Genomic DNA, 19,081 nt, shown 5'->3' on the forward strand with positions numbered 1-19,081 from the left:
CCCGTTCATGACTACCATGCCCAAGCAATATTCCCCCTACGATACGCCGATGTGGGAAAGCATCCAGGCAGGGCGGATGCAGCTGCAGCGTTGCGTGCAGACCGGAACATTCTATTATCCGCCCGGCCCGTGCTGTCCCGAATCCATGAGCTTCGATATCGAATGGGCGCCGATTTCCGGCAGGGCCAAGCTGCTTTCCTGGACGGTCTTCCATCGCCAGTACCTGTCCGCATATCCCGCCCCGCATCTCGTCGTGGCCGTCCAACTGGAAGAAGGGCCCATCATGGTCAGCTACATGGACTACAGCGCGCGTGATCGATTGAGCCTGGATGCCCCCTTGCAATTGGAGTACGCGGACCACGCCGACGGATACCGCGTGCACAAGTTCGTGCTCGAGGGGTCAGACCCTGCAGGGTCTGACCCCGCCGCATAAGTGCGTCCCGCTAAAGCCGGGGTCGGACCCTATAGGGTCCGACCCCACAAACCGCCTGGGGTCAGACCCCGTACGGGGTCTGACCCCTTCCCCTAAAACACCCAAGCCATATCCACCCGTACCCCGTGATCCTGCCGGCGTTCGGCATACTGCCCGGCATAGCCGAAGCCCAGCCGCAGATCGCGCTTCAAGTCGCCCTCCACGCCCAGCTTCAGCGTCCAGGCCTGGCGCGCAACGGCGTGGCCTTCGGAGGCGAACACGCGCTGGCGGGTGCTGTCCCGGAAATGCTGCCGCGATCGCGCATGCGTGTCTCCGCCGGCATGCCGCCAGGCCAGCTCGCCTTGCAGGCGCATGGCGCCTTCCGGCCCTTGCAGCGCATAGGACGCCTTCACGCCCACTGTCGAAAACAATACCGAGCGCTCATCCCGCAGCATCGTCAGGGCGGCTGCGCCGCCGCGCTCGTCGTAGCCGTTCAGCTTGTCGCGCACCCAGGCCAGCCGCGCGAAAGGGGTCAGCCCTTCCAGGGCGGAATACCGCTGCAGCTTCGCCAGCCGTCGTAGGGGCGCCGCCAGTTCCGCAAAAATCTGCAGGCTGTGTCCATGACCCACGCCGGCCAGCGCATACTGCAGTCCGCCCACCGACACCGAGCGTGATGCCTTGACGCGGTTCCAGGTCTTGACGACGCCCACTGCCACATCGGTGACCGTCATTTCCTTCAGCAGGGCGACGCCCGCATGCACGCTGTCGATGCGGGCATGAGCCATTGCATGATGGCGGTGCCAATCGCTGCGCTGGCTGGCCAGGAAGGCCGTCGCGCGCCAGTTCGAGGGCAGCGTTCGGGTCGATCCCAGCGCCAGGCCATGGATGTCGCGCCAATCGGCGGGCGTGCCGTGCGCGGCCCCGCGCCATCCATTTGAATGCCAGCCATGCACCCAGAGGCCCTGGCCCTGGTTCAGATGGCGCAGCGCCGCTTCCCGGATGAAACGGCTATCTTCCAGCATGCCCGATCGCAACGAGGCATGCCAGCTGCCGGACAACTGCCGGAAGGCTTCCTTGGCCTCTGGCTCCGTCATGACGATGACTTCCTCGCGCAGTATGGTCTCCGGTTCGGTATCCACAACGATGGCCACAGGGTCATTCACAGGGATATCCACATCCGTCTCCGCGACTTCCGGCGGCGACACGGGTGTTACCGGCTCGACGGGCTTGACCGGTTCGACCGGCTTCACAGGCTTGACCGGCGTATCGTCGATCACGACGGCGACCTCGTCCTCCGTCTCGGTATCGCCCACGTCGTCCATGCGGGTGTCGTTGCGGACCAAGGTCAGGAAGGCGCGCGTATCGTCGTCGCTGTAGCTCAGCGACGGGTCCAGGAAAGCCAGGCTGCTGGCGGCGGACTCGAAGCGCGTGCCGTCGAACCCGCCCAGCGCATGCACAACGGTGTATTGGGTGCTGGGCTGCCAGTCGCCCTCGTCGGCCAGGGCCGAAAGTCGGCCATCCAGCAAGGCTTTGCCCATCACCATGATCTGGTCGGATCTTCCGTCCGCCAAGGCCTTGATCGATACCTGTGCGCCGGGATGCAGATGCAGGTTCTCCGTTACCGCCAGGGTGCCGATGATGCCAGGCTGGCCGGATGCCGCCGGTACGCCCGGAGCCAGAGTGGCGCCGCCATGGACGGTGGTTGCGCCCATCGAACCGCTGCCTTCCAGGCGGGCGCCGTTGCGCACCGCCACCGGGCCATTGATCATCATCAGGTTGCGCAGCGCGCCGGCCTCGACCTCCATGCCCGCCGACGCATGCGCCGAGCCCGCCAGGACCAGAGTGCCCGCGCCTTGTTTGACCAGGGGCAGGGGACCGACGATGGTCCCGGCCTGGGTGGCCACGCCTTGCGGCACATGCAGCAGCGCCGCCCGCGGCGCCGGATCCCCCGGAAGGTGAGCGGGATCCAGCTGTATGCTTTTGCTGAGCATCGTGCCGTCGGCATAGCTCAACGTGGTGCCTTGATGCATCCACAAGGACGAGAAACCGCCGCCCAGCGCGCTTTGACCCTGTATCTGCAGCTGTCCCGCCATCAGCTTGGTGTGTCCCAGGTAATCATTGTCGGCGGAAAGCACCAGCGTGCCCGCGCCCGTCTTCACCAACCGGCCCTCGGACCCGTTCAGGCTGGATATGGCACCCGCCAGCTCCAGCCTGGCGCCATCCGCCACCTCGATGCGGGCATCGTGGTCTATGCTCACGCGCCGCGACGTACTCAAGCTCGCGCCGATGCGCAAAGCGTCGCCTGAAAACACAAGAGGCGCATCAGGTAAGCCCAATTGCGCCTCTTCGGTGATCCAGTGTTCTTTTGGGCCGGGGTCAGACCCTATAGGGTCTGACCCCATCACCGGGTCTGACCCCATCACCCCAGGCGGCCCGGTATGCTGGCCCGCCAACGCCCTGTGGCAAAAAACGCTGAGCAGCAGGGCGGCAATAAACGAAAACAACAACGGGAACAACGATGTGCAACGTGTCAACATGGTTCCTCCGTAGGTGGATTATGTCACTCAGTATTTGTGACAAGCCGGAGTATCGTACATATTGACGAATTTAGATACTATTTAGCAGTATTTCGTAGCGTTTTGTCGCATCGTTGTGTGCCGGTCGAAACCAGGTCAAATCCTAAGCCAACTGCTGTCCACAGTCAGCGCGATATCAGGCAAAAACCTCGGCCTGCGCAAACGCCACGCCTTGCGCGTCCTTGGCGGACAGCACCGGTTCGCCTTGCAGTTTCCAGTCTATGGACAGGTCCGGGTCGTTCCAGGCAATGCAGCGCTCGTGCGCGGGCGCGTAGTAGTCGGTGGTCTTGTACAGGAACTCGGCGTGCTCGCTCAGTACCACGAAGCCATGGCCGAAGCCCTCGGGCACCCATAGCTGGCGCTTGTTCTCGCCGCTTAGCAGGGCGCCCACCCATTTGCCGAACGTGGGCGAGCTCTTGCGCAGGTCCACCGCCACATCGAAGACTTCGCCCTGGACCACGCGCACCAGCTTGCCCTGCGGCTGCTGGATCTGGTAATGCAGGCCGCGCAGCACATTACGCGCGGAGCGCGAATGGTTGTCCTGCACGAACGGCACCTTGCGGCCCACCGCCGCGTCGAACTGCGCCTGGTTGAAGCTTTCAAAGAAAAAACCGCGATCATCTCCAAAAACCTTGGGTTCCAGCAGGATCACATCGGGGATATCGAGTCGTTGAACGTTCATGGCGTTTTCCTGGGGTCAGACCCCAAATGGGGTCTGACCCCTTCTTTCGAGGGGCGTGGGGGTCAGACCAGACATCGGGTCTGACCCTTTATTTTGACGGGGTCAGACCCAAACGACGGGTCAGACCCCTCATCTTGGCGGGGTCAGACCCAAACAGCGGGTCTGACCCCTTGATAGGGTCGGACCCACACATCGGGTCCGACCCCTCGTCGTGATGGGGTCAGACCCCGTACGGGGTCTGACCCCTTTCCTTCAGCACGCGCAGCAGATACTGCCCGTAGCCGTTCTTGGTCAGCGGCTGGGCCAGGCGTTCCAGTTGTGCGTCGTCTATCCATCGTCGGCGGAAGGCGATTTCTTCCGGACAGGCCACTTTCAGTCCCTGGCGGTTTTCCAGCGTTGCAATGAATTGCCCGGCTTCCAGCAGGGATTCATGCGTGCCGGTGTCCAGCCAGGCATAGCCGCGGCCCATGAGCTCGACATTCAACTGGCCTTGCTCAAGATAGATGCGGTTCAGATCGGTGATTTCCAGCTCGCCGCGCGGCGAGGGCTTCAGGCTGCGGGCCATGTCGACCACCTGCTGGTCATAGAAGTACAGCCCCGTCACGGCATAGCTGGACTTCGGCTGCGCCGGTTTCTCTTCCAGGGAAATGACTTTGCCGGTGGAATCGAATTCCGCCACGCCGTAGCGTTCGGGGTCGTGCACGTGATACGCGAACACCGATGCGCCTTCCGTGCGCTGCATGGCGCTGTCCAGCAGCTTGTGGAAATCGTGCCCGTAATAGATGTTGTCGCCCAGCACCAGGGCCGACAAATCATTGCCGACGAAGTCCGCGCCGATGATGAATGCCTGCGCCAGGCCGTCCGGGCTGTCCTGCACCGCATATTGCAGATTCAGTCCCCATTGGCTGCCGTCGCCCAGCAGTTGCTGGAAGCGCGGCGTGTCCTGCGGGGTGGAAATGATCAGGATGTCGCGGATGCCGGCCAGCATGAGCGTGGACAGCGGGTAGTAGATCATGGGCTTGTCATAGACCGGCAGCAACTGTTTGCTGATGGCCAGCGTTGCCGGATGCAGCCGTGTGCCGGATCCACCGGCCAGAATGATGCCTTTGCGTTGTGTCATGATCGATCCAGAATTTCTGTTAGTAGGCGGGCCACGCCCACCTGCCAGTCGGGCAGGTGCAGGCCGAAAGCCTCTTGTAGCTTGCGTGTGTCCAGTCGTGAATTCAGCGGCCGCTGGGCGGTGGTCGGGAAGCCGCTGCTATCGACCGGCAAAATGGCGTCGGATGCCGTCTTGATGTCGACGCCCGCCGCGCGGGCATGGTCCAGCACGAAGGCGGCATAGCCGTGCCAGGAAGTCTCGCCGCCGGCCGCCAGGTGATACAGCCCGCACAGCGCGGGGTCTTGCAGCGCGGCGCGCAGGGCATGCGCAGTCACGTCCGCCAGCAGATCGGCCCCGGTGGGCGCGCCCACCTGGTCGTCGATGACTGTAAGCGTGTCGCGCTCCTGGCCCAGGCGCAGCATGGTCTTGGCGAAATTGCCGCCCCTTGCCGCATACACCCAGCTGGTGCGAAAAATAAGATGCTTGCAGCCAGCATCCTGGATGGCTTCTTCGCCTTCAAGCTTGGTCTGGCCGTAGACATTGATGGGCGCGACCGGGCAGCTTTCCCGCCAGGGCGTGTCGCCGCTACCGTTGAAGACGTAGTCGGTCGAATAATGCACCAGCCAGGCGTCGCGCTCGCGGGCCAATCGGGCCAGCAGCGCCGGCACGTGCGCATTGACGCTGCGTGCCACCTCGGGTTCGGCCTCGGCCTTGTCCACGGCGGTGTAGGCGGCGGCATTCACGATCACGTCGGGCGCAATGCGCTCGACGGTGTCGGCGATGTCGTCGGGACGCAGGAAGTCGCCGCACAGTTCCGTGCTGTTGCGGCAAAGCGCCACCAGCTCGCCCAGGGGGGCCAGGCTGCGCTGCAATTCCCAGCCTAGCTGTCCGTTTTTACCGAATAACAAGATTTTCATGCCGGGGTCTTGGTGTCATGATGTCAATAGGCCGGCAAACTACTGCCGCCAGGCAAGCCGGGTATTGTAACATTGCCCTATTCAGCAATCACCGTCCTGTACTCAGCCCGCACTCATATGAAGCCGCAAATACATTATGTGCCAACCCTTGCCGAGCGCTACCCCGTGGCGTTCGTGGCGGGCGTGGTGGACTTCCTGCTGATTGTAGCGGGCAGCTACGCCGGGCACTATCTGCGATTCGGCTACTGGGACATGTTCCAGCATTACTTCGCCGCCACGCTGGTCATCGCGGGCGCCGTCGTCATGTGCCAGCTGCTGCTGGGCACCTATTTGTCCTGGCGGGGGCGGCACCTTATCCAGCAGCTCAGCCGCATGTACACCGGTTGGCTGCTGGCGCTGGCCGTCATCGCCAGCGTGGCGGTATTGCTGAAGGTGGCGGAAGACTATTCCCGGATCTGGCTGGGGTCATCGCTGGTGATCTCGCTTGCGCTGGTCACCGCCTTCCGCATTTCGGTCTACCTGTTCCTGCGCAACCTTCGCGCCAAGGGAAAGAACCTTAAAAAGGTAATTGTCGTCGACTCGGGCGACGCGTCGGTCATGCTGCGCGACCGCGAAGCCGAACTGCCCGAGCAGGGCTACGACGTCGTGAAGTTTTTGCGCCTGGGCCGCGGCGCGGAATGGGAACAGCAACTGATCGCCGAAGTGACGTCTTGCGGCGCCCACGAACTATGGCTGTGCCTGCCTCTGAACGAGGGCGAAGCCATCAAGAACGTCATGCACGCGTTGCGCCACCAGACCGTCGACATTCGCTATTTGCCGGATCTGGGCGATCTGCCCCTGCTGAATCACCGCGTCAGCACGATTGCCGGCCTGTACACGCTGGACATCAGTCGCAGCCCTATGGAAGGCCCGGCGCGCATGGTCAAGCGCCTGGAGGACCTGGTGCTGGGCGGCATCATTTCGGTGTTCGTGCTGCCGGTATGCCTGTTCATTGCCATTGCCATCAAGGTTACGTCGCGCGGGCCGGTCATATTCAAGCAGTACCGCATGGGCATCAACGGCCGGCGTTTCAAGGTATATAAATTCCGCTCCATGGAGGTTCACGAAGAATCCACCGGCGAAGTCACGCAGGCGCACTACGGCGACCCGCGCATCACCCGCCTGGGCGCCTTCCTTAGGCGCACCAGCCTTGACGAACTGCCCCAGTTCTTCAATGTGCTGCAGGGGCGCATGTCCATCGTGGGGCCGCGTCCGCACGCGCTGTCCCACAATGAATACTACAAGGACATGGTCGAATCCTACATGCAGCGCCACAAGGTCAAGCCCGGCATCACGGGCTGGGCGCAGGTCAATGGCTACCGAGGCGAAACCGACACCCTCGAAAAAATGGTGCAGCGCGTGGAACACGACCTTTGGTATATCAACAATTGGTCGCTGGGCCTTGATCTTAAAATCATTGCAATGACGGCCTACAAGGGTTTCCTCAATGGCCAGCCCTGAGCCGTCCGGCCTATCGCAGGCGCGGGTCAAGCTCATCGTGCCCACCTATAACGGCGGCGCAGTATGGAAAGCCTGTGCGCAGTCCATCGCCGACGCCGTGGCGGCCAGTTTCGCCCACATCGAGGTGCTGGTCGTGGATTCTTCATCCGCCGACGACACCGTTGGTGTGGCCGCCGCGCACGGCTTCGCCGTCCATAACGTCGATCCGGCCACCTTCGACCATGGCGGCACCCGCAACCTGGCCGCTGGAATCGGGCCGGCGCCCGACATCCTTGTCTTCATGACCCAGGACGCCGTGTTCGACGCCCCGCTGGCGCTGGATGCACTGCTGCACGCCTTTGACGATCAAGCCGTCGCAGTGGCCTACGGACGCCAGCTGCCCCACCGGGACGCCAATCCATTGGCCGCCCACGCTCGTCTGTTCAATTACCCCGCACAATCGTATGTGGCGGGCGCTGCCGATCGCGCCACCCGGGGCATAAAGGCGGTGTTTGCGTCCAATTCCTTTGCCGCCTATCGCTATACTGTCTTTCTTGAACTGGGCGGCTTTCCTGAAAAAAGCATCGTCAGCGAAGATATGTACTTGGCGGCGCGCGCCGCCCTGGCCGGGCACAAGATCGCCTACGTCGCCGCCGCGGCGGTCCGCCATTCCCACAACTACAGCCCGACCGAGGAATTCCGCCGATATTTCGACATCGGCGTCTTTCATCACGACGAAGCCTGGATCAGCCAGGCCTTCGGCGGCGCGGGAGGAGAGGGCAAGCGCTTCATCCTGTCGGAACTGCGCTATCTGGCGCGCAATGCCCCGCTATGGGTGCCCCGCGCCTGCCTGCACAACGCCCTGAAAATCATCGGCTACAAGCTCGGCAAGCAGTATCCCATGCTGCCGCATGCCTGGCGCCGGCGGCTCAGCATGCACAAGCGCTATTGGGCGCCGTAGCATATGGCCGAGTTGACGCCCTCTCCTCATCGTCAGTGGTGTGATTGTTTTTAGAGCAATCTGGGTGCATAATTGGTGCATATTTAATGTGATGGAGATAATCATGGCTTTTGCCTTCTCATCCCCATTTATTGAGCGATTCCGAGAACCCGATACGCCGTTCTTGTCTCCGGCTCGAGTAGGGGAATTCTTTGGCTTTCGTGTCCAGGAATTGGCCGAGCGAGCACGAGTGCATCGCAATACGCCCACGGCGCGTCCCCATACCCCTCAACTCCAGAAGTACCTGCAAGACATGCTTCGAGTACTGACGGTAGCCACTGAGATGACTGGCGACCCTGATCAGGCGGCATTCCTGTTGCGCAATGAGCCCTTGAAAGCGTTCGGTTATAAGACGGCGGACACGCTGATCCAAGAGGGCCGAGCCGATGCGGTGATTGTGTATCTAGAGTCTCTGGCAGGCGGAGCTGCCGGATGATTGAGCGTACTATCGGTCTGGAAGAGGATGCCACCTTCTATAGGGTTATCGCCCCGAGTTACGCCAGCATGCCGCTTTCCGGTATGGGCGCTGCACGCCAGGGAGGCCGCTTCAACCGTCCAGGCCAAGAGGCGCTTTATTTGGCACTCACCGATGCGACAGCACTAGCGGAATACCGTCAAGACAACCCGTGGTTGCGCCCTGGAACGATTTGTACATTCTTTGTTCGTCAGTTACGGGTCGCAGACTTGAGTGGTGGCTTTGACCCAGCACGCTGGCCTGCACTGTGGGCGGATTACGCCGTGGACTGGCGGGAGGAATGGTTCGGGCATGGGATCGAACCACCCACGTGGTACATGGCCGATGACACCATCTTGGCAGGCTTGGACGGTATTTTGTTTCCATCACAATCTTATCCGGGTGGCACGAACCTGGTAATTTACGGCAGCTCTACGCGGTCGCATAACCAGTTGCGCGTCTACGATCCAGACGACACGTTGTCTACGCTTCGCGGCTTGAGTAAGCCATCCCTGCCGTAAATGACAGGGCTTTCCGCGCTGTCGCGGGCCAGGCGCCTGAGCATGCACAGGCGCTATTGGGACGCCTCAGCGCCCGTCGCAGCCGAGTCCGGGCGGCCGGAGTAAAATGCCCGTTTTGTCTTCAGCTCGGCGCGCTTGGCCGATCAAGCGGCGCGTAAGGTATTCATGTTTTTCTTGGCTCGTTTCCTGCCCGCTTTGAAGCGCACGTCGCGTCTGGCAGCCGCCTTGTTGCTGGGCGGCGCCTGCGTGCACGCGGTCGCGGCGCAAGACGGCGCGCAAGAAAAAAAGCCGGCGCAGCCGGGCTGGAACCTTGAAACACTGAAATCCATGCACCAGCAGCAGCCCGCGCGCGACGGCGCAAGCCTGGTGATCATGTCGCCCTCGGCCCGTGTCCCCGTCCTGGAAGGGGTGGTCGACCTGGCCCGCGCCTGGCGGCTGGCTCTTGAACACGACCCCACCTACCAGGCGGCCATCAGCGAGCAAGCCGCTTCGGACACCGAGCGCGCCCAGGGGCGGGCCGCCCTTTTGCCTCAAGTGCAGGCGGGCTATTCCCGCAGCCGCATCTCGGGCAGCATAGAGCAGCCCAATTTCACGGGCCAGCGCGTCAGTTCCGATGTCCGCTACGACTCCAGCAATGCCTACGTGCAGCTGCAGCAGCCGCTGCTGAACTACAGCCGCTACGCGGAATACCAGCGCGGGCAGGCGCGGGCCGGCGAAGGCGAGGCGGTATTCGGCGTGCGGCAGCAAGAAGCCGGCATGCGCCTGGCCACTGCCTACCTGAACGTACTACTGGCCGCCGACCGCCTGGCTTTGCAGCGCGAGCTGGAAAAATCCCTGGACGAACAGGCTCGAGCCCAGGAATCTTTATACATTCAGAACGAGGGCACGCGCACCGATGCCCAGGAAACGCGCGCGCGCCTTGCGCGTACCCGCGCCGACGTCATTGCCGCCCAAGACCAGTTGCGCACCGCCAGCCGTGAATTGCAGGCGTTACTGGGGGCGGCCCCGCAGGCATTGGCGCCGGCCAAGCGTGATTTCCCCCTGCCGCCCCTGGTGCCGGCGGATATAAGCATCTGGCTGGAACGCGCCCGCCTGAACAATGCCGAAGTCAAAGCCGCGCGCGAAGCCGTGAAGGTGGCGGACACGGAAGTCAGCCGCGCGGCCAGCCGCTATTTTCCCAGCATGGACCTGGTCGCCAGCCTGAGCAAGGCCGAAAGTGAAAACCTGTCCACCCTCAGCCAGCGCAGCAACACCTTCCTGGTGGGCATCAACGTCAATATCCCCATCTTCACGGGCGGCTACAACACCGCCAACACTGCCCGCGCCCGCGCCGACCGCTCAAGGCTGGAGCAGGAAGTCCGCGCCGCCACGGAGCGTGCCCAGGCGGAAACCACTCGCCAGTACTCGGCCGTGTTGTCGGGCGAACAGCGGATACGCGCTCTGGAGGCGGCCGTCGAGTCCAGCCGGCTTAGCCTTGACGCCGGTCGTAAAGGCTACGAATATGGCATCGCCAGCAATGTGGACATCCTGAAAGTGCAGGACAAGCTGTACCAGGCGCTCAGCGACCTGTCGCGCGCCCGGCTGGAGTATATTCTTGCGCGTCTCAGCCTCGCCACCGCCGTGGGCGACCTGCAGGCCAGCGAGTTCGATGCGGTGAGCCAGGTATTTTTCATGGAGTCAGATCCTTTGCGGCTAGGGTCAGACCCTGTACAGGGTCTGACCCCTGTAACCAGTTCTAAGGGGTTAGACCCGTTGCAGTTGGGGTCGGACCCCGTACGGGGTCCGACCCCTCAAAAGATTCGGGGCCTGACCCCCCTAGCCAATCCTACGGGGTCAGACCCCATTCGGGGTCTGACCCCTCAAGAGATTTCGCAATGAGAGCATTTCTAAGCAAGGTGCGCCGTAAGGCGGTGCAGGTGCTGCGTCCCGTGTACGCGCGCTTTGCCGTGCTGCATAAAGTGCGCCACAAGCTGGCTTACTGGAAAGCCGAGGCGGTGCGCGACATCAAGGAAAAATGGTATTCGCCGGACAACCTGCGGGCCATGCAGGACTTGTCCAACCGCCGCTTCCTGCTGCAGCCCGGCATGGCGCAGGCCAAGCGTGCCGACGGCGACTGGCCGGAAATCGACGTTTCCGTGGTCAGCTACAACAGCGAACGCTGGATCGGCCAATTCGTGGGTTCGCTGCAGGCGCAGCGTTATCCGCTTTGGCGCATCCACCTTCGTTTCGTCGATCATGGTTCGCAGGACGGCACGGTGGATCAGATCCGCAGCTGGATGCAGGAAGCGGAGACACAATTTGCCAGCGTCTCCCTCATTGAACAGGAGAACCTGGGTTTCGGCGCGGGACACGACCGCGCCATCCGGGAAGGCAAGAGCGACTACTGCCTGGTCACCAACCTGGACCTGGAATTCAGCCCCGACGCCCTGATTGAAGTAGTCAGTGCCGCCTTGCGCGACCAGGCCGGCGAGGTAGCCAGCTGGGAACTGCGGCAAGTGCCTTTCGAGCACCCCAAGTATTACGACCCCGTCACCCTGGAAACCAACTGGTCGTCGCACGCCTGTATTCTCTTGCGGCGCAGCGCCTACGAAAAAGTGACAGGCTACGAGCCGCGCCTGTTCATGTATGCGGAAGACGTCGAGCTTTCCTACCGCTTCCGATCATACGGCTATGCCCTGAAGTATGTGCCCCGTGCCGTGGTGCACCACTATACCTACCAAAGCGCGGGCGAGGTCAAGCCCATGCAGTTCACCGGCAGCACCATCGGCAACGTATACCTGCGCGTGCGCTATGGCAGCAAGGCGGACCGCATGGCGGGCCTGGCCCTGTATTCCTCCTTGTTCATGATGCCCGCGCTTTTCCCGGGCGCTCGCAAGGCACTGCTGCAGAACGCCGGCAAGCTCATGGGCAATTGGCGCCACTTCTCTCGTGGAAAAGGCGATGCCCGGGCCAGCTTTCCTTTCCGGGCCATGGACTACGAATTCCGCCGCGACGGCGCCTTCTGGGAAGTCGAGCCCGTATCGCCGTCGCAAGCGCCCCTGGTCAGCATCGTGACGCGCACCTACCGGGGACGCGGCATGTTCCTGAGGCAGGCGATGCAGAGCGTCTTCAATCAGGCCTATCCCAATATCGAACTGATCGTCGTCGAAGACGGCGGCGACACGCAAAAAGCGGTGGTCGACGCCATGAGCGCGCATGCGCCACCGGGATTCCAGGTCCGCTTCCTGCCGCAGCCCAAGCTGGGCCGGTCCGCCGCAGGCAATGCCGGCCTGGCCGCTGCCACCGGCCAGTACTTAATGTTCCTGGATGACGACGACCTCTTGTTCGCCGACCACGTCGAAACCCTGGTCACGGCGCTGCGCCGCCGGCCCGAAGCCAGCGCGGCCTATGCGCTCGCGGTCGAAGTGCACACCGACCTGGACAAGGAAAACGACCGCTACGTTGAAACGGAGTTCAACACGCCGCACGTCTTCTTCCAGGAATGGGACTACGAGGTCATGACAGACCATAACTTCATCCCCATCCAGGCCATCCTGTTCAAGCGCGAGCTGTACGAGCAGCGCGGCGGCTTCGATGTCGAGCTGGATCAGCTGGAAGACTGGAACCTGTGGCTGCGCTACGGTCATGGGCAGCAATTCACCTACGTCGCCAAGACCACTTCGCTGTTTCGCTCGCCCGCCGACTTCCAGACGCGCTCGGCGCGCGCCCTGTTGCTGCACGAGGCCTACAACCAGGCCAAGGACAAGGCGGCAGAAGCGGTCGGGCACTATAGCCAGGACGCCTGATGGAAGACGGCAAGAAACAGGGGGAAGCGATCCAGGCCCGTCGGGCCGCCGCGGCGGAACGCCGGGCCGCCCTGGCCGAGCGGCGCGCGGTGCAGGCCGAAGCGCGGGCATCGCGGGCCGAAGGCAGCGACGTGCTTGCTCAAGAGCAATTGCTGCAGCTTGGCGAGCGTGCCGACCGGCTGGAAAGATGGCGGCTTGCCCTGGAAGGCAGGCTGGTGGCCCAGCGCCGCGAATTCGAGATCCTGGACAGCCGCTATGTCGCGCTGGACCGGCGCAAGGCCGCCATGGAGGCGTCGTTGTCGTGGCGCGTCACCAAGCCCTTGCGAGCCTTGCAGCGCAAAACCGAGCCGGCACCCGCCATTGAGCCCGAGCCGATAGCCCCTCCGCCGCTGGGCGATCCGCCCGCCGAATTCGATCCCGCGCTATACCTGGAGCTCAACCCGGACATCCACGCCGCCGGCGCGAACCCGACCGAACATTTCCTGGCCTATGGCCAGTACGAAGGACGCCCCTGGCGCCAGCCCGGCTTGGACATCCATCCCGGCGTGGGCTTCGACCCTGCCAGGAAAGCCATACTGATCGTGTCGCATACCGCCGAACGCTCGGGCTCCTCGCTCGTGGCGCTGCGCTTGGCTGAGTCGCTGGCCGCGCGTTACAACGTGGTGGTCTGGCTGCTGGGCGATGGCGCGCTGCGGCCGGACTTCCAGCGCTACGCCGCGGAAGTCATACTGGAACCGTCCGCCCGCCACAACTATGTGCATGCGCAGGAACGATTCGACAAAATCCATGCACGGCAGACGCTGGAGTTCGCCCTCGTGCAGGGCCTGGAGTCCAAGACGGTGCTGCCGGCCTTGGCGCTGCATCATGTGCCCATCGTCAGTGTGCTGCACGACATCGCCTCCTACGCCGTATCGCCGTTCGAATTCCAGGAGGTGTTCTTCTGGTCCGACAAAACCGTGTTCTCCGACTCGCTCGCGTTCGAGCATGGGCTCGAGGCTTGGCCGCGCATGAATCGCAATGTGCTTGCGCTGCTGCGCCCCGGCCTGAATGACGCTCCGGCTTCGAGCGCGGAACTGGATCCGATGAGCCAGGCTCTGCGGCAAGACTTGACAGACTGGCTGCAGGCTGCCGGCGATACGCAAGAATGCCCCCTGATACTCGGAGCGGGCCCGCTCGATTACGCCGCCGGCGCCGACCTGTTCCTCGCGTGCGCCGCGCGCATCGCGGCGTCCCCGCATGGAAAGCACTGCCGGTTCGCCTGGATAGGGCGCCCGGTGGACGACAAGGCGGACGACAACTACCCCGTCTACCTGATGGACCAGATCAAACGGTCTGGGCTGGAAACCCAGGTCCGCATCATCGACGACACCGACGACATTCGCGCCGCTTTGCCTCTGGCCGACGTTTTCCTGGCCCCCGCACGCTACGACTCCGTGCCCCACGCGGCGCTTCAAGCCATGCGGCACGGTGTGCCCGTGGTGTGCTTCGACAAAGCCGGCGGCCTGGCCGACCTGCTATCGGCGCAAGGGCTAAGCGCCGACTGCCTGGCCGCGTATATGGACATCGTGGATGCTTCGGACAAAGTCCTGGCCCTGCTGCACGCAGAACCGGTACGCCAACGCATCGGCGAACAATGCCGCGCGCTGGCGCTGTCCATGCCGACACCGGACAGCTATGCCGCCCAGTTGGAAGCCCTGGGCTACGAAGCCGCGGCGCAGGCCGCCCAAGACAAACTGGATGAGCAAGAAATCCTGGACTCCGGCATGTTCCAGCCGGATTACTTCGAGCACCTGGGCCAGCAAAGCGGCCTGGACATCCCCGCCGTCACCAAATACATACGCTATGCCCGCAGCGGCCTGGGCGCGCGCAAGCCATGCCCCGGCTTTCATCCCGGCATATACAAGGCGGAGCAGGGGTCAGACCCCAAAACAGACCAGGGGTCAGACCCTATAGGGTCTGACTCCATAACGGCTCCAGGGTCAGACCCCGTACGGGGTCTGACCCTCACCCCCGACCCATTCGCCGACTTCCTTCGCAAAGGCCGTCCACAAGGCACATGGACCGCGCCCGTCATCGTCGGATCTCCCTCCGAAGCCGTCTCCAACCTTCCAGCGGACACTCGCGTGGCGCTGCACATGCATGTCTTCTATCCGGAATTGCTGGAAGAGATCCTTGGTCGTCTGCGCCTGAATCGCACACGGCCTGATCTGTTCATCAGCGTCAAGGACAGCGAAGTACAGGCGCGCGTGCAGGAAATCCTGGCCGATTACGCCGGCCAGGTCAGGCATGTCCAGGTCGTGCCGAACCGGGGGCGTGATATCGGGCCTTTCCTGACCGCCTTCGGCAAGGAACTGTCGCAGGGCTACGACCTCATCGGCCATTTGCACACCAAGCAGAGCTTCCATTCCTCGCATCGGGCCGCCGTCGAAGCATGGCGCAATTTCCTGATGGAAAGCCTGGTGGGTGGAGAGCAGGGCGGCGCCATGGCGGATACCATCCTGGCCGCCATGAGCCGGGACCCGTCCATCGGCATCGTTTTCCCCGACGACCCCAATCTGCTGGACTGGGGCGAGAACCTGGAGTTCGCCCAGGCTCTGGCGCCCAAGCTGGGGCTGAATGCCTTGCCCGAGCAGATCAACTTCCCCGCCGGCACCATGTTCTGGGTCCGCGCCCGGGTGCTTGAGCGATTTGTCAATTTGGAGCTGGATTGGGATGACTACCCGCCCGAGCCCCTAGGGCCCGACGGCTCCATCCTGCACGCCATGGAGCGCTTGTTCGGCGTAGTGCCGCAGGCCCTGGGCCTGCAATGCGCCGTGGCTTGCGTGCCGGGCCTCACACGCTAAGGGGTCAAGGGGTCAGACCCCGTACGGGGTCTGACCCCCAACATGCGACAACGGGGTCAGACCCTATAGGGTCTGACCCCATCCACATCACTCAGGGTCAGACCCCGAATGGGGTCTGACCCTCCCCTTCAGCAAATCACTGATCTTCCGCAACGGCGCCGTCACTCGCCAGCTGTGCGACGCCATCATCACATCCACTTCCCGCCGCACCGCAGCCGTCTCGCCCTTGGCCGCATCCAACGCAGCCGCCAGCCCGGCCAGTTCCGCACGCAAGGCCTCTTGCCCAGCCTGCGACGCTTCGAGCCGTGCCTGCAGAGCCGCATAATCTTCCTGCTGTTGCCGCAGCACCTTGGCGTCCGGCATGCTTTCCTGCCACTGTCGCTGCGCGGCCAAGGTCTCAGTCTGGTCCAACGGGACCGGCTGATTATCCGGCACGGCTTGCACAATGACCTGGTACGCCCGGCCGGCCGGATTACGTCCCAGCCATTCCGCCAGCGGCGCAGGCAGGCGCTTCCAATAGTCGCTGAACTCCGGATGTTCCGGCCCGGCTTTCACGGCGTCTGCAAGCAGCACGCGAAACCCGGCCTCGTTCAGCATGCGCTGCAAAGTAGGGCCGGTAAAGAAGTGAATATGAGTGCGATCCAGCAGCCCGGTCTCGCGGTATTCGAATTCGTTGGCCAGCAGGGCGGCCAGCACGCCGTTGTGGGCAATGCTGGGCACGGACACCACGATCCGCCCGTCGTCGGCCAGCAAGGTACGCAATTGCCGCAGGCAGGCCAGCGGGTCGCGCAGGTGCTCCAGCACGTCGGCCGCCAGCACCGTATCAAAAACCAGCCCACGCAAAGGAGCGGCCCAGTCGGGCGCATCCAGGTCGGCCTCCAGCACCTGCTCGCAGTACTGGCGCGCCTGCTCCGCCGCGCGGCTGTCATATTCCACGCCGGTTACCCGGCAGCCGTAGTGGCGGCTCAGCACCGCCGACATCGCTCCGGCCGCGCAGCCCACTTCCAGCACCTGGCGGTCGGCGCCCACCAGCCTGCAGACGCGCGCCGCCGTACTATCACCGGCAGGGTCGAATTGATAATCGTAGCGGGATGCGGCTTGTGTCATGGGCGTATGCTCAAGTGAAATCAGGCGGCTTCCTGGCCATCGGCCTGCAGCTGGATGTCCAGCATGGGGATGCCGACCAGGCCCGTGGCCGAGGCGCTGCAATGCGAGCGGAACAACACTGCATCATGTATCCAGTGATGCTGCACATGCTCGGCCTGCGTGCCGTCGGCAATGGCCACCGCAATGGAATAATCGCCCACCGGCAGCAAGGGCATGGGAAAGCGGAAGCGCGCCTTCAACGTCTCGCCGGCCTCTACCGCCTGCGGGTCGTTCGCATAGGTCAGGTAGGTGTTGTCGCCAAAGAGCGTCTGCCCCAGCCTGTCCTTTACGTAGAAACCGACAATGGGCCGGTCCAGCGGCTGGCTGGTCTGCACCTGCACATGCAGGTTGGTGATCTCGCCGCCCACCACCCAGGCCATGCGATGCCCCTGGTCGTCGGCCAGGTGCACGTCGGTGATCTTGGCGTGGCCCCGCCCGAAGCCCGCCTTGTCCGGGTCGAACCGGAAGATCTCCAGGTCATTGCGCAGCGGGCTGGCATTGATGAAATCGCGGCGCTGGTCGATCCATTCTTCGGGCTCGGCACGAATCACATCGGCCTCGGCCACCGCGCTCTTGGTATTCTTGGCATCGAACAAAGACGCCAGGTAGGCCTCGCAGACTTCCTTGGCGTTGCCTTGCTCCACAATCTGCCCTTCGCGCAGCCAGATGGCCCGCTGGCACAGATTGGTGACGGCCGCGCTGTCGTGGCTTACGAACAGTATGGTGCCCTTCTTGCGAAACTGTCGCAAAAAGCGCATGCACTTCTGGGTGAACAGGGCATCGCCCACCGCCAGCGCTTCGTCAATGATCAGGATGTCGGCGTCCACGTGCGCAATCACCGCAAAGGCCAGGCGCACGTACATGCCCGAGGAATACGTCTTCACCGGCTGGTCCACGAAGTCGCCGATTTCCGCAAACGCAAAAATATCGTCCAGGCGCTCGTCGACTTCTTTCCGGCTCAGGCCCAGAATGGTTGCATTCAAATAGACGTTTTCCCGGCCGGTGAATTCCGGGTTGAAGCCGGCGCCTAGTTCCAGCAGGGCGGCCACGCGGCCATGCACCGTGATCTGACCCAGGGTGGGCGTCAGCGTACCGCAGATCAACTGCAGCAGGGTAGACTTGCCCGAGCCGTTGCGCCCGATGATGCCCACCGTTTCACCGCGGTTCACATGGAAGCTGATGTCGGACAGCGCGTGGAATTCGCGGAAATACTGCTTGTTGGGAAAGAAGCGCTGCAGCAGGCGGTCCTGCGGCCGCTTGTACATGCGGAACGTCTTGCCAACGTGCTCGACTGAAATCGCAATGTCAGAGGACATCGGCAAACCCCTTCTTCATGATCTGGAACGAACGGTAGCCCACAAACGCCACCACCAGCGCCATCAACATATATATAGATAGCGATACAAAGTCGGGCGCCTTGCCGTCCAGCAGCACCGCACGCGACTGCTCGATAATGACGGTAAGCGGATTCAGCTTGAATATGGGCTGGAAGCGGGCCGGCAGGGCCGAGGCCGGGTAGAACACGGGCGACAGGAACATCAGTATCATGGTCACCAGCCCCATCAGCTGCGCGATATCCCTAAGGTAGACCCCCAGCGCGGTCAGAAACCAGCCCACGCCCGACAGCATCACCACATAAGGGGCCACCACCAGCGGCAGCCACAGGGCCGTAGCATGCAACTGACCATGCACCCCCAGATAGAACACCAGCAGCACGGCCAGGCTGATCAGCATATGGAACAGCGCCGACAGCAGGTTCACCACCGGCAGAATCTCAAGCGGGAACACCACCCGCTTCACATAGCTGACATTATTGATCAGCAGCGCCGGCGACCGGTTCAGGACTTCCGCCGCCAGGCCGTGAATGATCAGCCCCACGAAAAGCTGCAGCGCATAATCCAAAGGGCTGGACGACTCCTGCGACCACCGCGCCTGGAAGATGCCGCTAAATACTATGGTGTAGACCGACAGCATCAAGATAGGCGTCAGCAGCGACCACAGCAGCCCGCCCGCCGAGCCCCGATAGCGCCCCAGCACTTCGCGCCAGGTCATGGTGCTGATCAGGTGCCGGTGACGCCACAAAGCAACAGGAAGGGACAACTGCGTTACGGGATTTGCCATTCAGGAATACGCCGGCCACAAAGAAAGGTTCTCTATTATAGGGCGG

The 19,081-nt window shown here is 63.0% G+C and carries 15 protein-coding genes; 8 read left to right on the plus strand and 7 right to left on the minus strand.

Features of this window, described 5'->3' with window-relative positions; all coding sequences use genetic code 11:
- The first annotated feature begins 7 nt into the window (after positions 1–7).
- Positions 8–433, plus strand: a complete 426-nt coding sequence (locus ACSBPU_RS01415) for a Zn-ribbon domain-containing OB-fold protein (protein WP_442594909.1) — start codon at positions 8–10, stop codon at positions 431–433.
- A gap of 92 nt (positions 434–525) precedes the next feature.
- Here ACSBPU_RS01415 and ACSBPU_RS01420 read toward each other — a convergent pair whose 3' ends face one another.
- The 4 genes from ACSBPU_RS01420 to rfbD form a co-directional block, all read right to left on the minus strand.
- The gene (locus ACSBPU_RS01420) at positions 526–2,949 is read right to left on the minus strand and encodes an autotransporter domain-containing protein (protein WP_442594911.1); all 2,424 of its coding nucleotides are present in this window, start codon (positions 2,947–2,949) and stop codon (positions 526–528) included.
- A gap of 175 nt (positions 2,950–3,124) precedes the next feature.
- On the minus strand, positions 3,125–3,670 hold the full coding sequence (gene rfbC / locus ACSBPU_RS01425; RefSeq protein ID WP_442594913.1) for a dTDP-4-dehydrorhamnose 3,5-epimerase: 546 nt from the start codon (positions 3,668–3,670) through the stop codon (positions 3,125–3,127).
- A gap of 220 nt (positions 3,671–3,890) precedes the next feature.
- Positions 3,891–4,790, minus strand: a complete 900-nt coding sequence (gene rfbA, locus ACSBPU_RS01430; RefSeq protein WP_442594915.1) for a glucose-1-phosphate thymidylyltransferase RfbA — start codon at positions 4,788–4,790, stop codon at positions 3,891–3,893.
- Positions 4,787–5,686: a dTDP-4-dehydrorhamnose reductase gene (gene rfbD, locus ACSBPU_RS01435; RefSeq protein ID WP_442594917.1), complete on the minus strand. Its 900-nt coding sequence runs from the start codon at positions 5,684–5,686 to the stop codon at positions 4,787–4,789. The genes rfbA and rfbD overlap by 4 nt, the downstream gene beginning before the upstream one ends.
- Before the next feature lie 117 nt (positions 5,687–5,803).
- Here rfbD and ACSBPU_RS01440 point away from each other — a divergent pair, with 117 nt between their 5' ends.
- The 7 genes from ACSBPU_RS01440 to ACSBPU_RS01470 all read left to right on the plus strand — a co-directional run bounded on the left by ACSBPU_RS01440 (position 5,804) and on the right by ACSBPU_RS01470 (position 15,768).
- Positions 5,804–7,186, plus strand: a complete 1,383-nt coding sequence (locus ACSBPU_RS01440; protein WP_442594919.1) for an undecaprenyl-phosphate glucose phosphotransferase — start codon at positions 5,804–5,806, stop codon at positions 7,184–7,186.
- The gene (locus ACSBPU_RS01445) at positions 7,173–8,126 is read left to right on the plus strand and encodes a glycosyltransferase family 2 protein (protein WP_442594921.1); all 954 of its coding nucleotides are present in this window, start codon (positions 7,173–7,175) and stop codon (positions 8,124–8,126) included. The genes ACSBPU_RS01440 and ACSBPU_RS01445 overlap by 14 nt, the downstream gene beginning before the upstream one ends.
- A 103-nt stretch (positions 8,127–8,229) precedes the next feature.
- A complete protein-coding gene (locus tag ACSBPU_RS01450) occupies positions 8,230–8,601 on the plus strand; it encodes an antitoxin Xre/MbcA/ParS toxin-binding domain-containing protein (protein WP_442594923.1) in 372 nt (123 codons plus the stop codon).
- Positions 8,598–9,140 (plus strand): RES family NAD+ phosphorylase, encoded by a 543-nt coding sequence (locus ACSBPU_RS01455; protein ID WP_442594925.1) that lies wholly within the window; start codon positions 8,598–8,600, stop codon positions 9,138–9,140. Before ACSBPU_RS01450 ends, ACSBPU_RS01455 begins: the two co-directional genes overlap by 4 nt.
- Before the next feature lie 165 nt (positions 9,141–9,305).
- Positions 9,306–11,018 (plus strand): TolC family outer membrane protein, encoded by a 1,713-nt coding sequence (locus tag ACSBPU_RS01460; protein WP_442594927.1) that lies wholly within the window; start codon positions 9,306–9,308, stop codon positions 11,016–11,018.
- Complete coding sequence (locus tag ACSBPU_RS01465) at positions 11,015–12,925, plus strand: glycosyltransferase family 2 protein (RefSeq protein ID WP_442594929.1); 1,911 nt, start codon at positions 11,015–11,017, stop codon at positions 12,923–12,925. Before ACSBPU_RS01460 ends, ACSBPU_RS01465 begins: the two co-directional genes overlap by 4 nt.
- The gene (locus tag ACSBPU_RS01470) at positions 12,925–15,768 is read left to right on the plus strand and encodes a rhamnan synthesis F family protein (RefSeq protein WP_442594931.1); all 2,844 of its coding nucleotides are present in this window, start codon (positions 12,925–12,927) and stop codon (positions 15,766–15,768) included. Before ACSBPU_RS01465 ends, ACSBPU_RS01470 begins: the two co-directional genes overlap by 1 nt.
- An 87-nt stretch (positions 15,769–15,855) precedes the next feature.
- Here the strand turns inward: ACSBPU_RS01470 and ACSBPU_RS01475 are convergent, their stop codons facing one another.
- From ACSBPU_RS01475 to ACSBPU_RS01485, 3 genes are read right to left on the minus strand one after another with little or no spacing between them, the layout of a single operon-like run.
- Positions 15,856–16,875, minus strand: coding sequence for a class I SAM-dependent methyltransferase (locus ACSBPU_RS01475; RefSeq protein WP_442594933.1), 1,020 nt, complete (start codon positions 16,873–16,875; stop codon positions 15,856–15,858).
- A gap of 20 nt (positions 16,876–16,895) precedes the next feature.
- Positions 16,896–18,230 (minus strand): ABC transporter ATP-binding protein, encoded by a 1,335-nt coding sequence (locus ACSBPU_RS01480; protein WP_442594934.1) that lies wholly within the window; start codon positions 18,228–18,230, stop codon positions 16,896–16,898.
- A complete protein-coding gene (locus tag ACSBPU_RS01485; protein WP_442594936.1) occupies positions 18,220–19,035 on the minus strand; it encodes an ABC transporter permease in 816 nt (271 codons plus the stop codon). Before ACSBPU_RS01485 ends, ACSBPU_RS01480 begins: the two co-directional genes overlap by 11 nt.
- Positions 19,036–19,081: the final 46 nt, after the last annotated feature.

Origin of the sequence: Parapusillimonas sp. JC17 (assembly GCF_052180245.1) — a bacterium.
GTDB lineage: Bacteria > Pseudomonadota > Gammaproteobacteria > Burkholderiales > Burkholderiaceae_B > Parapusillimonas.

Excerpts from the sequence above, each read along its gene's own strand:
- ACSBPU_RS01415 (WP_442594909.1), top strand. The coding sequence starts at position 8 with ATGACTACCATGCCCAAGCAATATTCCCCCTACGATACGCCGATGTGG.
- ACSBPU_RS01420 (WP_442594911.1), bottom strand. The coding sequence starts at position 2,949 with ATGTTGACACGTTGCACATCGTTGTTCCCGTTGTTGTTTTCGTTTATT.
- rfbC (WP_442594913.1), bottom strand. The coding sequence starts at position 3,670 with ATGAACGTTCAACGACTCGATATCCCCGATGTGATCCTGCTGGAACCC.
- rfbA (WP_442594915.1), bottom strand. The coding sequence starts at position 4,790 with ATGACACAACGCAAAGGCATCATTCTGGCCGGTGGATCCGGCACACGG.
- rfbD (WP_442594917.1), bottom strand. The coding sequence starts at position 5,686 with ATGAAAATCTTGTTATTCGGTAAAAACGGACAGCTAGGCTGGGAATTG.
- ACSBPU_RS01440 (WP_442594919.1), top strand. The coding sequence starts at position 5,804 with ATGAAGCCGCAAATACATTATGTGCCAACCCTTGCCGAGCGCTACCCC.
- ACSBPU_RS01445 (WP_442594921.1), top strand. The coding sequence starts at position 7,173 with ATGGCCAGCCCTGAGCCGTCCGGCCTATCGCAGGCGCGGGTCAAGCTC.
- ACSBPU_RS01450 (WP_442594923.1), top strand. The coding sequence starts at position 8,230 with ATGGCTTTTGCCTTCTCATCCCCATTTATTGAGCGATTCCGAGAACCC.
- ACSBPU_RS01455 (WP_442594925.1), top strand. The coding sequence starts at position 8,598 with ATGATTGAGCGTACTATCGGTCTGGAAGAGGATGCCACCTTCTATAGG.
- ACSBPU_RS01460 (WP_442594927.1), top strand. The coding sequence starts at position 9,306 with ATGTTTTTCTTGGCTCGTTTCCTGCCCGCTTTGAAGCGCACGTCGCGT.
- ACSBPU_RS01465 (WP_442594929.1), top strand. The coding sequence starts at position 11,015 with ATGAGAGCATTTCTAAGCAAGGTGCGCCGTAAGGCGGTGCAGGTGCTG.
- ACSBPU_RS01470 (WP_442594931.1), top strand. The coding sequence starts at position 12,925 with ATGGAAGACGGCAAGAAACAGGGGGAAGCGATCCAGGCCCGTCGGGCC.
- ACSBPU_RS01475 (WP_442594933.1), bottom strand. The coding sequence starts at position 16,875 with ATGACACAAGCCGCATCCCGCTACGATTATCAATTCGACCCTGCCGGT.
- ACSBPU_RS01480 (WP_442594934.1), bottom strand. The coding sequence starts at position 18,230 with ATGTCCTCTGACATTGCGATTTCAGTCGAGCACGTTGGCAAGACGTTC.
- ACSBPU_RS01485 (WP_442594936.1), bottom strand. The coding sequence starts at position 19,035 with ATGGCAAATCCCGTAACGCAGTTGTCCCTTCCTGTTGCTTTGTGGCGT.